Source organism: Mycobacterium sp. IDUB_17 (genome assembly GCF_055419465.1).
This window is the reverse complement of the sequence record NZ_JBVAXS010000003.1, coordinates 162,238-176,378: the sequence shown is the minus strand read 5'-3', so window position 1 is coordinate 176,378 and position 14,141 is coordinate 162,238. Positions and strand designations below refer to the sequence as shown.

General features: G+C 67.1%; 13 protein-coding genes. 9 read left to right on the top strand and 4 right to left on the bottom strand.

The window, feature by feature from the left end:
- The first annotated feature begins 17 nt into the window (after positions 1-17).
- The 6 genes from ACZYZ7_RS13860 to ACZYZ7_RS13835 all read left to right on the top strand — a co-directional run bounded on the left by ACZYZ7_RS13860 (position 18) and on the right by ACZYZ7_RS13835 (position 5,762).
- Positions 18-1,175, top strand: coding sequence for a hypothetical protein (locus ACZYZ7_RS13860; RefSeq protein ID WP_135451353.1), 1,158 nt, complete (start codon positions 18-20; stop codon positions 1,173-1,175).
- An 89-nt stretch (positions 1,176-1,264) separates the two neighbouring features.
- On the top strand, positions 1,265-2,209 hold the full coding sequence (locus ACZYZ7_RS13855) for a sensor domain-containing protein (protein ID WP_463741159.1): 945 nt from the start codon (positions 1,265-1,267) through the stop codon (positions 2,207-2,209).
- Between the two features lies 1 nt (position 2,210).
- On the top strand, positions 2,211-3,200 hold the full coding sequence (locus ACZYZ7_RS13850; RefSeq protein ID WP_463741158.1) for a sensor domain-containing protein: 990 nt from the start codon (positions 2,211-2,213) through the stop codon (positions 3,198-3,200).
- 50 nt (positions 3,201-3,250) lie between these two features.
- On the top strand, positions 3,251-3,574 hold the full coding sequence (locus tag ACZYZ7_RS13845) for a sensor domain-containing protein (protein WP_463741157.1): 324 nt from the start codon (positions 3,251-3,253) through the stop codon (positions 3,572-3,574).
- Positions 3,571-4,671 carry a sensor domain-containing protein gene (locus ACZYZ7_RS13840; RefSeq protein WP_463741156.1) on the top strand — a complete coding sequence of 367 codons (1,101 nt, stop codon included), beginning with the start codon at positions 3,571-3,573 and terminating at the stop codon, positions 4,669-4,671. Before ACZYZ7_RS13845 ends, ACZYZ7_RS13840 begins: the two co-directional genes overlap by 4 nt.
- A gap of 29 nt (positions 4,672-4,700) precedes the next feature.
- Entirely contained in the window at positions 4,701-5,762 is a 1,062-nt protein-coding gene (locus ACZYZ7_RS13835; protein ID WP_463741155.1) for a sensor domain-containing protein, read from the top strand.
- Positions 5,763-5,887: 125 nt separating this feature from the next.
- On the opposite strand, the gene ACZYZ7_RS13830 is transcribed toward ACZYZ7_RS13835, so the two are convergent.
- The 4 genes from ACZYZ7_RS13830 to ACZYZ7_RS13815 all read right to left on the bottom strand — a co-directional run bounded on the left by ACZYZ7_RS13830 (position 5,888) and on the right by ACZYZ7_RS13815 (position 9,510).
- Positions 5,888-6,862, bottom strand: a complete 975-nt coding sequence (locus tag ACZYZ7_RS13830; RefSeq protein ID WP_463741154.1) for a DUF8017 domain-containing protein — start codon at positions 6,860-6,862, stop codon at positions 5,888-5,890.
- Between the two features lie 201 nt (positions 6,863-7,063).
- Positions 7,064-7,927, bottom strand: coding sequence for a glucose-1-phosphate thymidylyltransferase RfbA (rfbA, locus tag ACZYZ7_RS13825; RefSeq protein ID WP_135451358.1), 864 nt, complete (start codon positions 7,925-7,927; stop codon positions 7,064-7,066).
- Positions 7,928-8,025: 98 nt separating this feature from the next.
- On the bottom strand, positions 8,026-8,799 hold the full coding sequence (ygiD, locus tag ACZYZ7_RS13820; protein WP_450071024.1) for a 4,5-DOPA-extradiol-dioxygenase: 774 nt from the start codon (positions 8,797-8,799) through the stop codon (positions 8,026-8,028).
- 57 nt (positions 8,800-8,856) lie between these two features.
- Complete coding sequence (locus ACZYZ7_RS13815; protein WP_135451359.1) at positions 8,857-9,510, bottom strand: nitroreductase family protein; 654 nt, start codon at positions 9,508-9,510, stop codon at positions 8,857-8,859.
- Between ACZYZ7_RS13815 and ACZYZ7_RS13810 the strand changes: the two genes are divergently transcribed.
- From ACZYZ7_RS13810 to ACZYZ7_RS13800, 3 genes are read left to right on the top strand one after another with little or no spacing between them, the layout of a single operon-like run.
- On the top strand, positions 9,509-9,748 hold the full coding sequence (locus ACZYZ7_RS13810; protein WP_463741153.1) for a hypothetical protein: 240 nt from the start codon (positions 9,509-9,511) through the stop codon (positions 9,746-9,748). The genes ACZYZ7_RS13815 and ACZYZ7_RS13810 overlap by 2 nt on opposite strands.
- The gene (locus ACZYZ7_RS13805) at positions 9,748-11,685 is read left to right on the top strand and encodes a hypothetical protein (protein ID WP_463741152.1); all 1,938 of its coding nucleotides are present in this window, start codon (positions 9,748-9,750) and stop codon (positions 11,683-11,685) included. The genes ACZYZ7_RS13810 and ACZYZ7_RS13805 overlap by 1 nt, the downstream gene beginning before the upstream one ends.
- Positions 11,682-14,141: a GAP1-N2 domain-containing protein gene (locus tag ACZYZ7_RS13800; RefSeq protein WP_463741151.1), complete on the top strand. Its 2,460-nt coding sequence runs from the start codon at positions 11,682-11,684 to the stop codon at positions 14,139-14,141. The genes ACZYZ7_RS13805 and ACZYZ7_RS13800 overlap by 4 nt, the downstream gene beginning before the upstream one ends.

The following is a 14,141-nucleotide window of genomic DNA, read 5'->3' as shown; positions in this document are numbered from 1 at the left end:
CCGAAGATGGACCGCGAATGAGCAAGTGCCCGCGTTGTTTCTCACTTCTGAACCCGAACCAGCATCTGTGGACGTTGTCACCGCAGGCGAACGGGGCGCGCTACCGCGACGACATCGCCTCGGCGTATCTGGGCGCACCCGCTGAGTGCGGTCCGCTCTACACCTGGACCCGCCCCCCTGGGCACAACGGTCCGCCGCCACCGACGGCCGAAGCCAGCCGAGCACTGCAGGGACCCGCGGTCGAGATCTGCCTGGTGTGTCACTACACCTTGCCCGAGGGCTGGCGCCAAGGCCACGCCATCTGCATCGCCATGGCCGGGGCCCGCGCCACCGGCAAGAGTCTCTACATAGCGGTGCTGGTGAAGCAACTGGAACTGCTGTGTGAGCAACTCGGGGTGTCGATGGAGCCCGTCACCCGGGCCACCGCCCAGGCATACGAAACCAACTACGAGTCCCCGTTGTACGTACAGCGCGGGTTGATCCCGCCCACGCCGACGGTGCTCACTCAGGCCTCCAATCAGCGTGAGCCGCTGATGTTCTCGATCGGTGTGTGGCACGGGGTGCGTCGGTTCCTGGTGCTGCGCGACGTGGCCGGTGAGGACATGGAATCGGGCGACCTGCACACTCCGCCGTTCCGGTTCTTCGCCAACGCCGATGCGGTGTTCTTCATGTTCGACCCGTTGCGGGTCAAGGCGATTCGCGACCAGTTGCAGGATCTGCTCCCGGCGCAGATGTTCAGCGGGGGCGATCCGCGCTCGGTGCTCAACAACGTTCTGATGGCGGTGGGGCCGGGACAACCCAAGCTCGCGGTCATTCTCTCCAAATTCGATGCGCTACGGGTGCTGCGTGACGTCGAGGGCTCCGAGTGGAGCCTCATCATGTCCAACCCCGGAGCCGCCTACTCGCGGGACACCTCGGACGGTCCGCAATACGACGAAGTGGGCGGGGAACTCATGCATGAGGAGGTCCGCAGCCTGCTGACCCGATTGCACGGCGGAGCCATCGTCGCCGCAGTCGAGAATCCGTCGACCGGAATCCGATTGCATCACCGGTATTTCGTGGTGTCTGCCCTCGGCCAGCCGCCCAGCGGAAACCGGCTGCATTCCCGGGGCATCGCGCCATTCCGGTGTGCGGACCCGATCCGCTGGGTGACGTCGAGTTTCGGGGTGCTCTAGCAGTGACTTTCGGGGGACCTTGGGAAGATCCGTTCGGGGGGCCGGGTGTACCGCCCCACCCTGCCCAACATCCGGCTGGGCCGCCGCCGATGCAGTACGCGCCGCCGCCGATGCAGCAGCCGGGTGCCGATGAGCACAACACGTTGTCGACGCTGTCGGTGGTGTTCGCATTCGTGTTCGCCCCTGTGGGGGCTCTGCTCGGCCACCTCGGCCTGGCACAGGTGCGCCGCACCGGCGAGCGTGGGCGGGACCGTGCCATGGTCGGCCTGACGCTGTCGTATTCGTTCATTGCCCTGGCGGTGGTCGCCCTGGTGGTGTGGATCGCGGTGCGAGAACCACATGCGACGTCGACGACGGTTGCGGAGGACGTCCCCACGACGTCGTCGGCCGTGGCCAAGTCGACTTCGGCCACGGCAGCGCCGAAGCCTCCACCGCCGCCGCCACGGATCGAGGCGGCGGGGATGGCACCGCTGTTGCCCAGCGTCGACGAGATGCGAGCGATCACCGGCAACCAGGAACTGGTCGACAACCCGCCCGGCGACGCCCCTGAGATAGGTCTCCCGGACACCCAGACCTACGCTCCGGTCGAGTGTGCCGGTTCGTTCAGCGTCTTCACGCCGCGGCCGTACGAGAACAGCGGCTACCGGAAGCTCGCCTGGGCAGTTCAGGCGCAGAAACCGAAGGTGGACATGCAGGCGGTGGAAGGGGTGGCGATCTTCGACGACGCGGCCGCCGCGCAGCGGGCACTGGCCAATTACGTTCAGATCTGGCGTGAATGCAACGGCCGGACTCTTACCTGGGCGTTCACCAATGAAGGCCGGTCGGCGAACTTCACCCTCGGTGGCCCAGAGGACGGTGGCCCGGGAATCACGGGATTGCGCAGCGCAAACGAGGGACCCCAAGGAACGGTGTGGATGGTGCGGGCGATCGGCGCCAAAGCCAATGTTCTTGTGGACGTACAAATCCTGGGCATGGGATTGACGGACGAGGCCAACAGGGTCGTCCGGCAGATCTTCGATCGGATCCCGGGTTGACATGACATACGGAGGGGGGACCGGCGACCCGTTCGGCGGTGCGCCGTTCGGGCAGCCATACGGGCAGGCGCCATATGGCGGTCCGCCCATGGTTCCGGCGGCCCCGCCGCCGCCGAGCGCCGAGGTCAACACCTTCGCGACGCTCTCGGTGGTGTTCGCGTTCCTCTTCGCCCCGGCCGGGGCGGTGCTGGGTCATCTGGGACTGTCGCAGATCAAACGCACCGGCCAGCGGGGCCGCGACCGCGCGTTGATCGGCATCGTGCTGTCCTACACATTCATCGTGCTGCTGGTGGTGGGGCTGGTGGTCTGGGCGGCCTTGGTGCACAACGGATCCAAGGCGAACACGAGTGCCACCACGTCGTCCGCCAATGCCGTGCCGAAGGTAAGCGCAGCCCCCACCAGCACGGTGAAACCCGAGCCGACGGTGACATCTGCGGAACTGCGCGGGTTGTTGCCGAACCTCGAGGAGCTGCGCGTCATCATGAAGGCGCCCAACCTGACCGCCAGCCAAGTCCAGTTCGGCGTCATCGATCAGCATGGGGACGTGACGCCGGCCGAATGCACTGCGTCGCTTTATGGCATGGCGCCAGAGGGATATGCGGGCACCGACTACGTGAGCGCGTACGCGACATCGGCGGAAGAGACAACCGCCCATCTGGTCACCGGGCAGGGAGTGGTCGCCTTCGCTGACGCGAAGGCCGCTCAAGAGGCGTTCGCCCGTTACGTGGACAGGTGGCGCCAGTGCTCAGGCCGGGAGCTGACGGTACCGACCAAATCGAGTCCGATGGTGTTCAATTCGGGGCCGGTGGAAGACGTCGGTGGCGGAGTGACGACTCTGCTCAGCGTCAGCCCTGGATCCCCGGAGGTATTCACCTTCCGGGCTATCGCCGTCAAATCCAACGTGATGGTGGATACGCAGTTCCTCGCGTGGGAACAGCGTGACGATCACATCACCATCGCCCGCCGCATCCTCGATCGGATCCCGGGCTGACATGACCTTTGCAGGGGGGACGCCCGACCAGTTCGGGCAGCTGCCGTACGGTGGCCCGCCGATCTTTTCGGCGCCACCGCCGGCAGGTCGCGCAGATCTTGGAAGTGTCGAGAAGGTGCGCCGGGCAGGTCACCTTGAAGTTCAACGACGGGAGCCGCACGGTGCTCTATGAAATTGGCCCCACCACCCGCGCTACGCGTGATCCGTCGATCACGATCGTGAGCAGCACGATGGACGGATCATCGAAGTTCCTCCACGTCCGGGTGGTGGCGGCAAAGGCCAATGTGGTGGTCGACGCGCAGGTGTTCGGGGGGAACCTCGGTGACAGCGGTGAGAGTATCGCCGCCGAGATACTGTCGCGGATCCCCGCATGACCCACGGAGGATTTGGCGATCCGGGGGATCCGTTCGGCGGGTCCGGTGACCCGTTCGGCGGTACTCCGTTCGGGCAGTATCCGGGCGGGCAGCAACCCGGCGGACAGTTTCCGGGCGGGCAGCAACCCTTCGGCGGACCCCCGATCGTCTCGGCACCGCCGCCGGCGCCGCCGAACGCGCCGGTCAACACCTTCGCGACGCTGTCACTGGTGTTCGCTTTCGTATTCGCTCCGGTCGGGGCGGTGCTCGGCCACCTCGGACTGTCGCAGATCAAGCGGACCGGGCAACCAGGACGCAACCGCGCGTTGACCGGCGTGATCCTGTCCTACGTGGTGATCACCGTTGCCGTTGTGGCACTGGTGGTTTGGGCCGTGATCCCTGGTCCGGCGGAAACTCCGGTGGCACGTCCTGGTTCCACCGCCGTGTCCGCGCCCGGTACGACGTCCTCGCCCACCCCGACCACCACGCCGCCGCCGGCGGTGCCCGTCGTGACCGAAGCGCAGTTTCCGGGACTGCTGCCCAGCCTCGACGAGGTGAAGGCGGAGGTGAATCCGCTGAGCAGTACCTACGGTGCCACCGACATGACCACCTGGAATTCCCTCCCGCAAGACGCCTTCACTCCGGCGGGCTGTATGACCGCCATCGCCGCAGGGGCCGTTGATATGTACGAAAACAGTGGTGCGATAACAACATTGACCCGTTCGATCAACGGCCTGCCGGTCAAGACGATGATTCAGCTGGGCGCGATCGACGAACGGATCACGTTGTATCCCGATGCCGCGTCGGCCACCGCCCAAGCCGCGGCGATCGAGCAGCGGTGGAACGGATGCGTCGGCCAGGTCGACCACTTGGTGGGTGCCACCCAGCTGACTTCGAAGTATCAGATCGACCCGGTGACCAGAGCTGCGGTTGATCCCTCGATAGCGGTGCTGAGAGGCACGACCTTGGACGGGCCGCAGTTGCTTGTGAACACCCCGATTGTCCGGGCTGTTGCAGCCAAGAACAACGTGGTCGTCGACGTGGTGGTGGCGTTCGGTGCGGATCCCGGCCGCGACGCGGAGACGCTGGCCGCCAAGATTCTGTCGCGCATTCCGTGACATCTCATGAAAGACAGGAAGATTCCCGTATGAACCAAGGACCGAGCGACCCATTCCAGAGCGGTGGAGGTGGCTGGCCCGGTGGAGGCGGCCAGCCCGAACCGCCGCAGTCACCCTGGGTCCCGGCGAACCCCCAGCAGGGTTCGGCCCCACCGGCGTGGGGAGCCGGATCGCCTTCTGCCCCGCCGCCGTATCCGCCGCCGCCGCCTGTCGGTACGCAGTGGCAGGCCGGTCCGGCAGGTCCGTGGAACGCACCGCCCATGATGAACGGGCCGTACACCCCGCCGCCCAGCAACAAGACGCCGTGGATCATCGGAGGTGTGATCGGCACGGTGCTCCTGCTCTTGGTGGTGATCGTCGTGGTGGCGACCAACCTGACCGGCGGGGATGACACGACTGATCGGGCCGGCGCGACCAGCACCACCAGCGCGCGGGCATCGGGGTCCAAGACGACGTCACAGAGCCCGGCGACCACCTCGACATCGGCGGCGGCACCCGGTGCTGACGGCAAAGTGGAGGCATCCGAGTTGCAGGGTGTGCTGTTGTCCGTCGAGGAGATCGGCAAGCGGCTGAAGGCTCCGGGTCTGACTGCCGGACCTGTTGAAACTTCTCTGTCCACCGATCCGGTCACACCGCCGAATTGTGCGGGTGTGTGGGCTCCAGGTGCCGAATCAGCTTATGCTGGTACGGGTTACACGGACGTAGTTATCCAGATGGTGCAGGCTGGGCCGGCGGCCCAGGCGGTTCAGGCCGTGGTGCTGTTCCCTGACAACGCGACCGCGGAGGCTGCGTTCCAGAAACAGCTCAGCGGATGGCGTGGCTGCCGTCCCGGCCCGATCAACGCCACCTACGAGGGGCTGGGCGCCGACACGCTCAAACTCGGTGGCGTCGGATACGACGCGGCGGAACAGTTCATGAACTTGAGCATCTTCACCGATATCACCGGAGCCGCCGATGCCATCGGCTGCAGTCGCGGCTTGGCCCTGCGGGTGAATACGATCGTCGACGCTAGGGGATGCTCACGTGACAATCCGACGGCGGGGTTCAGCTTTGCTCGTGAAATCGGCGAAAAGATCACCGGCAAGCGCTGACTGGTCCAGGGAGGTTGTCCCGCATGGTTTCGGGGCAACCTGTGCCACAAGTGCAGGCCTCCGGGTGTGACCCCGGAGGCTCCCCGCCGGTCAGCCGAACCGGCCAACCTCCCTGGACATCGCGACTAGCTGGCCCGATTCAGCGTTCCCACCAATTGGTCGATCAAGCCAGGATCCGGTGCACCGGGATAGCCCTGCTCCAGCGAGACGACAAACAGCACCGACCCGGGTTGGCCGGGGACGGTGGTGGCCACCATCGAGTGCAATGCTGAAGTGCCGGTGCAGTTGTCTCCCTCGATCCCGGTCACGGTCGCCACGATCTGGACAGCAGGTGCCCCGCCCACCGTGAAGTTGCGGGGTGGGCTCAGGGAAACCGATGGCACCACACCATTTTTGGAGGTGTAGATGTCGGCGACCAGCTTCGCTTCTCCCTGCACTGCTTCATTGATATCGGGCGTGTTCTTCGCACCGGGAACGCCGGTGACCCCTCGGCTGCCCTTGGGACACTGCTCGTTGGGAATCGAGGTCGAACCGCTCATGGTGCGGATCGGGCAGTAGCCGAAAGGCCCGTCGGAGCAGGGCTTTTCCCAGCCCACCATGTCGGTGCAGGCATTGACTTCCCAGTTGCCGGGTACGGCATAGTTCAGGCCTCGCGGGCTGGCCACCGGATTCCACCCTGCGGGAGTCTGCGGTGTGGCAGTGGGGACACGTCCCTCGCACGCCGCCGGTGCCGCCGGGGGCGCCGCCGGTGCCGACGAGCTGCTGGAAGTGGTGGAGCTCGGTGCGGTGGTGGTACCGGTGGGCTCATCGGTCGCCGCGGCCGAGGTGGTGGTGGCAATGCCAGCGGTGTCGTTGCCGCGGGAGTTGAACCCCCACAGCGCCAGGCCGACCAGGAGAGTGATCGCAACGACTCCCGCGGCGGTGCCGACGATCAGCGGCGTGCGGCTCCGCTTGGGTGGTTGGTCGGCCGGAGGCGCTTCGCCGTAGCCGGACCATCCGGGGATCGGCTGGTAGTAACCGCCCGGGCTCGGCGTCTGCGGCGACTGATAGTTTTCGAACGGATCTCCCGGCGGTGGGTTCCATTGCGGTGGATAGGTCAAGACTGCCCCCTCTTCGACGGTGTCGGCTCCATGGCTGTGACCAGCTATCGGCTGGCAGGAGGCGGAGGGTCGACGTTATCGACGCCGGACTGATCGGGCACAGTCCCTCCTGACCCGGTGTGGTCGTTCACCGAATTATAAGTGACCTGATTCGGCCTTCCCGGCGCCAGATTTTCGGCTATCGGTGCGTGATGACGCCGGCTATCGGCGCAACAGTTCCAGCAGATAGTCGCCGTAGCCGGATTTGGGAAGTTGCTTGGCGCGGGCGGCCAGCTGATCGTCGTCGATGTAGCCGGCCCGCCACGCGATCTCCTCTGGCACACCGATTTTCAGGCCTTGGCGCCGCTCGATGGTGCGTACGTAGTCACTGGCGTCCAACAGCGAGTCGAACGTGCCGGTGTCCAGCCACGCGGTGCCGCGGGCCAGGACCTCGACCGTGAGTCGGCCCTGGCTCAGGTAGGTCTGGTTGATTCCGGTGATCTCGTATTCGCCGCGGGCCGATGGACGGAGCGATCGCGCGATCTCGATGACGTCGTTGTCGTAGAAGTACAGTCCCGGCACGGCGTACTGGGATTTGGGAACGGCGGGCTTCTCCTCCAGGGACAGTGCTGTCCCGTCCGGGCCGAACTCGATGACCCCGTAGGCCGTCGGGTTCGCCACCCAGTAGGCGAATATCGCTCCGCCGTCGACATCCTGGAAGCGCCGCAGGCTCGTGCCCAGTCCTGGGCCGTAGAAGAGGTTGTCGCCCAACACAAGTGCCACGGTGTCGGTGCCGATGTGCTCGGCACCGATGACGAATGCCTGGGCAAGGCCCTCGGGCTGCGGTTGGACGGCGTAGGTCAGGTTCACTCCGAAGGCAGAGCCGTCTCCGAGGAGGCGCTGGAAAGCCGGGGCGTCGACAGGCGTGGTGATCACCAGGATGTCGCGGATGCCGGCCATGATCAGGGTGGACAGCGGGTAGTAGATCAGCGGCTTGTCGTACACCGGTAGCAACTGCTTGCTGACGCCCATGGTGATCGGATGGAGTCGTGTGCCGGAGCCCCCGGCCAGAATGATTCCGCGCACGTTTCCTACACCCCGACGGCGTTCGCCGGCTTGTCATGGCCCAACACGCCCGTCACCATAGCGTGCCGACCCGCGCGGGTTCGGCGAAACGGCCGGCCTCAATGCAGCAGGTAGGACGCCATGGACAGCGAACCGTAGGTGTATCCGGTGACCAAGGTGTCCAGGTTGCGTGCGGAATCGGTTGCGGCACCGGCCAGGCCGGCGAAGTAGAGCAGCGGGATGAAGTGATCGGGGGTGGGAACCGCGTCCGCATGGTCCGGGTGCGCTTCGAGGGTGAGGATGTCGGCGGGGGAGTGGATGAGTTGTTCTCTGGCGGCCTCGTCAAACCGCTTGGCCCAGCTGTAGCCGTCCTGGGGTCGGGCGGGGTCCATGGCTGCGAGGTTGTGCACGATGTTGCCGCTGCCGACCACCAGCACGCCGCGTTCACGTAGCGGCGCCAGCTTCGCGCCGAGCTGCAGGTGATACTCGGACGTCTGATTGGCATTGATGGCCAGTTGCACAACGGGTATCGACGCGTCGGGAAAGGCGTGCACCAGCACCGACCAGGTGCCATGGTCGATGCCCCAGCTGTCCACGTCGGCCCCGACCCAGGTCGGGTGCACCGTATCGCCGACCTCTTCGGCGAACTCCGGCAGACCCGGCGCCGGGTACTGGATCGCGAACAGCTCGCGGGGAAATCCATAGAAGTCATGGATGGTGCGGGGACGGGGCATCGCGGTGACCGCGGTGGCATTGATGTACCAGTGCGCGCTCACCACCAGGATCGCCCGCGGTCGCGGCACTGACTGGCCGAAACTGCGCCAGGCCGCGGTGAATCGATTGGACTCGATCGCGTTCATCGGGCTGCCGTGACCGATGAACGCGGCGGGCATCAGTCCGGGTGCTGTCATACCCATGGAGAACCTCCTCCGGATGCCGCGGATTCCAGCTTAGGGCGCGGGGTTGTCCCAGCGGTCCAGGCAGACCAGCTCCTCGACCGGGCGACGGCGCACCGGTCCATGGGAACCTCGAGGCCAACCGATCACGACGTGGCCGGCCAGCATCCAGTCCTCGGGCACCCCGACGGCCTCGCGCAGCAGTTGTTCACCGCCGTACGAGGCCCAGCTGGTCAGGCAGGCACCGAGACCCTGGGCTCGCGCGGCAAGCAGGAAATTCTGCATGGCCGGAAAGATCGAGCCGCCGAGCAGCAGTTCCGAGGCCGTCGGAAAGCGCTGCTGCGTGAACAGCACCGAGGTGAACTCGCCTGCCCGGTCGTGCAATTCATAGGTGGCGCGATTGGTCCGGGCACGCCGGCTGGTGTCGTTCTCGGCGGGCCGGGTCATGCCGTAGACCGGTTCGATCACCGCCAGCGCCTGAGCGGCCGCCCTCGCCACCACTGCGCGCTGCTCGGCTGACCGCAGTACGACAAATCGCCAGGCCTGCGCATTCGCGCCCGAGGGAGCCCAGACCGCGGCCTGCAAGCAGCGGGTCAGCGTTGCGTCGTCGACCGGTTCGTCGGTGAACCGGCGGATCGTGCGCGACGTCGACATCACTTCCCACACGTCGTCGCTGGCACGGCTGGCAGAAGAGCTGGAAGATGACATGGCCCCCCTCAGATCGCGATTCGCCGGGATGTGCCGAACTTATGCGGTGGACGGCGTCGTCATGGCAGCGGGCCCGGGCTCACCATGTGGCGGTGACGGGGCCGCTGCTGCGGTAGCGTTGCCGGGTGTGCAGGCCAGCGAGGGTCTGACACCTCAGGAGTTCGCACTGTTCGAGCTGCCGGAGCAGGTCATGCGGAGCGATCCCGACGTGCCGTCCGGCGGGGATTTGGTGTTCTGATGCCCGATCTGTATCCCGTCGACGATCCGGACGACGCGGATCCGCGACTGGCGCCGCTGCTTGCGTGGCGCCAGCAGCTGGTCGACTCAGGCGCGGTGGCGGCACGCAGCTTCAAGGAGGCGCATCTGCGCCTCGTCCTGAGGTCCGGACGCACCGATGTCGAGCAGATCCGCGAGATGTTGCCGGGTTCGGTGGCCGAGCATGCCGAAGAGATGGCCCGGGTGCTGGCCGAGCTGGAAGCCGGGACCCCCACCGGTACTTCGGAAACTCCGTCGCCCTCTCAGGCCGGAGCCGCGGACGTGCACGCCATTTCGTTCCGTCACGGTGAATCCCGGCCCGATGTCGTGGAATTGAGCTGGCCGGACTATGAGGCCAACGGGGGCGTGGTGCTGTACCGGGTGGTCAGCGCCGAGGACCGGGCACCCAGGTCACCCGAGAACGCCGACCTCGTCGCGGCAACCCCGTTGTCGGCGGCAAGCGATGACCGGCCGTTGACCGGTCCGGTGCGCTACTACCAGGTGTGGGTGATCACCGGAACCTCGCGCGCGGATGCCCTGAGCACCCGGCCGGTGCTGCACGCCGCAGGGGTGTTGGTGGCCCCCGTCAGCGATGTGTCCGTCAACGAGGACACCGGCCTGGTCGTCGGGCAGTGGACGGCACCACCGGCGACCCGCGCCGTGCACGTCTACCGACTCCCGTTCGATGGGGCCGGCGACGTCGAGGACGACGAGGCGCGGTACCGGATCCTCACCGACAGCGACAACATGGCCGGGTTCGTCGACGCCGGTGCGGTGCGCGGCAAGCGGTACCGCTATCGCGTGCGGTGCGCGGTCGACGTCGACGGTGCGGTCATACTTTCGCAGCCGGTCGAGGCCGATGTCGAGGTGTCGGCTGTGCTGGCCGCGGTCACCGACATCGACGTCGACACCGCGTTCGACGGTGAATCGCTCGACGTGTCGTGGGCGGCGCCGGGGGCCGAGGTTGTCCTCTATCTCAGCCAGACCGGTCCGAGTGCCGGCGGTGTCTCCACCGAGCTGCCCGAGAATGCCCTCGAGCAGGTCGGGCTGACGCCGGACCTGCGGCTGCCGCATCGGGTTGTCGATCAACCGCAACCAGACGGCAGTCACCGCACCGTGATGACCGGGGTGCCCTGGCCGCAGGGCTGGAGCCGGGCCTGTGTCACCCCGGTGACGATCCTGGCCGGACGTGCCGTGTTGGGCCGCACCGTATCGGCGGTGCACACCGGCACGATCGGGGACATCGAGCTCGTCGAATACTGCAACAAGCAGGTGCTGACCTTCGATTGGCCGGACGGTGCGGCCGGCGTGGTGGTGACGCTGGCGCCCAAGGATCACGATCCCCGGACGGGTCTGACCGGCAGGACTTTCGAGATCTCGCTCGAGGAGTACGAGAAGTACGGCGGGCTACACCTGACCGGTGCGCTTCCGGTGGGTGGATGCTCTCTACATCTGGCGCCGGTGACGTTCTCGGGCGGGCGTCGAGTGACCGGGCCGGTGGCCAGTATCGAATACCCGGGCCGGTTGCGACTGCAGTACGCGGTCCGGATCGGCCGCGACGCAGGCGGATTCCCCACCACGGCCACCGTCGCCGTGCGTTCGGAGTACGACGTTCCGGGGTCGCCGTCATTCGTGTTGGTCAACAATCCTCAGCGGCTGCCGTTGAGTGCGCACGACGGTCAGCCGGTCGACGTGGCGCCGCTCAACGCGCAGGGGCAGCTCGCCGATCAGCCGTCCAAGCAGCTGCGCTGGACCGCACTGACCGCTTCCGGCGAGGGCGAACTCTGGGCCGCGAATGTCAGCGGCCTGCACGGGTGGATCCGGCTGTTCGTCAACATTTCCGACCCGATCCAATTGCGCACTGTCGCACTGCTGGACCCTCCGGTAGAGACTCTGCAGCTGACCGTGACGGTGCTATGACGACGCGGTACGGCCAGCTTGCCTACACGTCGTTCGATGCGGTCGGGACCGTCGGCGGTTGGCAGGTGAAACAAACCGGCGGTGACCTCACGCCCGCGGAGACCCAGGCGCTGATCTCAGGCGTCCGTACGATCTTCCGTCCGGTGGGCTCGGTGCCGGATTTCCCCACGCCGGAACAGCTCGAGCAGGGCCCGCGCCGGCTGGCCTACCGTCACCTCGGCGACGGTGCCGGCTTCTGGCACACCTGCCCGGCGGGGTCGGACAGTACGGGCCGTCCCGGCAACGTCTTCGCGCATGTGCTGTTGGATCGGGCGCCTGACACCCACCCGCGGTCGCGGGCCATCCAGTGGTGGCGGGCGCCGCACTGGCTGCAGCCCTACGGGCCGGCCGCGGTGGCTCGCGCGGAGTTGCCCGGCGAACTGCCCCAGTTGGGCAGCGCGGTGACGAAGGACAGCGTGGTGGCCTTTGCCCTGGACCCCACTGCCTGGCGACTGGCCACGCTGTTTGCGCTGCTCGACGCGGTGGCCGCGGCACTGGCCGGCGGCCCACCGGTGGTGCTGGGCGTGCATTCCCCGGATTCGGCGGCGCAGTGGATCGGCCTGGTGAGTTTTCTGATGTCGCCCGGTACCGCGGCAGGTCTGAGCTTTTCGACCTTTGATCGTGCCGAGCAGGTTGCGCCGCACAACGGCCAGGTGCTCAGCGCGGTACCGGTCGAGGATCTCGATGTGATCGAACCGGGCATGGTGGTGATCAGCGAATCCGAGCCGGTGTCGATGGGTGAGCTCGGTGGTGACCCACACTGCACCGCGGGCGGGCATCGCATCCGGGTGACCCGCTGGTCGGTGATGTCCCAGGTGGTGCTGCTCGATGCGGCGTCGGCGCGACGTGTGCTCGAGGAAATCGACGCGTTGTCCAGCCAGGTCCGCGACGACGGACTGCACCCCGCCTGGCCGATGGCGATGGCGGTGGCCGCTCGCCCGGAATTCGCCGACGCGCACGTTGAAGCGCATGAGGTGATCGGCGCACATTCGCCCTCGGGCGCGCTGGTGGGGTCCGAGGCGGCGCACATCATCGCCGACGTGTTCTCGGCCGTGGTAGGTGTCACGACGGCCGACGCCTGGCGGGCCGTGCACGAGTTGCCGGACGGGGCCGGCGCGGCGTTCGCCGACGCCACGTACGTTGCCCGGGCGATTGCTGATGACGCGTGGTTGACGCAAAACGGTCCAATCCCATTGGGGCCGAGAATGTTTCACGGGAAACCACTACCTTCGGTGTTGCGGAAGGCGATCGGGCCGGCCCTGGAGCGTAGCCAGGACCAGGGGCCCGCCCGGCTGCTGCGGGTCGTTGACCTGCTGTTGCGGGCCGGGGTCGCCGATGATCGGCTGCGGGCCGCGCTGACCGATGGTGTGCTGCCCGGCCTGGCAGATCCGGGGGTGCGGGCCCTGATCGGTGCCGCGGACCGGCTGTCGCTGGCGGCGTGGTTGCTGCACGAGGGCGACGCCGAGGGCAGCGCGATCGATGATGACGTACTGGACTGGCTGGCCGACGCGGCCCCTCTGCCCGAGCGCGACGAGCTCGCGGGGGCCCGGCCGTGGGATCCGGTGTGGATCCGTGCCGCACTGCGCGGACTGCGGTCGCAGCGGCGCGGGCCGCAACGCACGGGTGATCTCGGAGCACAGTTGTGGTGGCTGCGGACGACGGCGCCCGGGCACTTCACCGCCGTCGCCGCGGCGTCGGTCTGGGATCCAGCGGATCTGCTGCTGGCGATCGGTACCGAGCCGCTGCCCAGGATGGCCGCGCTGCGCACCCTGGTGGGGGCTGCGGACTCGGTTGCGCTGCACCTGTTGGCCGGCAAGGTGATCGAGGACAACGGCGACAACGTGGCGGTGGCCTGTGCAGCCGTACGACACATCGAGCCGCGGGAGTGGCTGCATCAGCGCTACCTGCACACACACCAGAGTTCCTATGTGCCGCTGTGGGATCAGGTGTTGGCCGGTCTGGAGCCGGGGTCTGTGCACCAGGATTTCTCGGTGCGGCTGCTGGCGTTCGCGTTGTTGGGCGTACTTTCCGGTCAGCCGTATCCGCAGGCCTGCAATGGGTTGGTCGCCGAAAATGCTTGCGGCACACAGGCGGTGGCCCGAGTGCTGCCGCTGGTCGAGGGCGGCCAGTTGGCGCCGGTGACGGTGGTGGCGATCGGCCTGTTGCGGACCGCGGTGGCCGAGGCCACCGCGCAAGTTCTCGACCCGGTGGATCAGCTGGCTGGGGTGCTGGCCGGACAGGTGGCGGCCACCATGTCCGGCGCCGACGCGGAATCCGTGGTGGTGTTGATGGCGCAGTTGTCGGGCGATTCCTCTGAGGGGACGATGCGCGGATACCGCAAAATGGTGAACAGGCTGCTGACGCGGCGGGGTGAGCAACCGTCGCTGGCGGAGCGACTGAGGGGGAGCCGGGGCTGA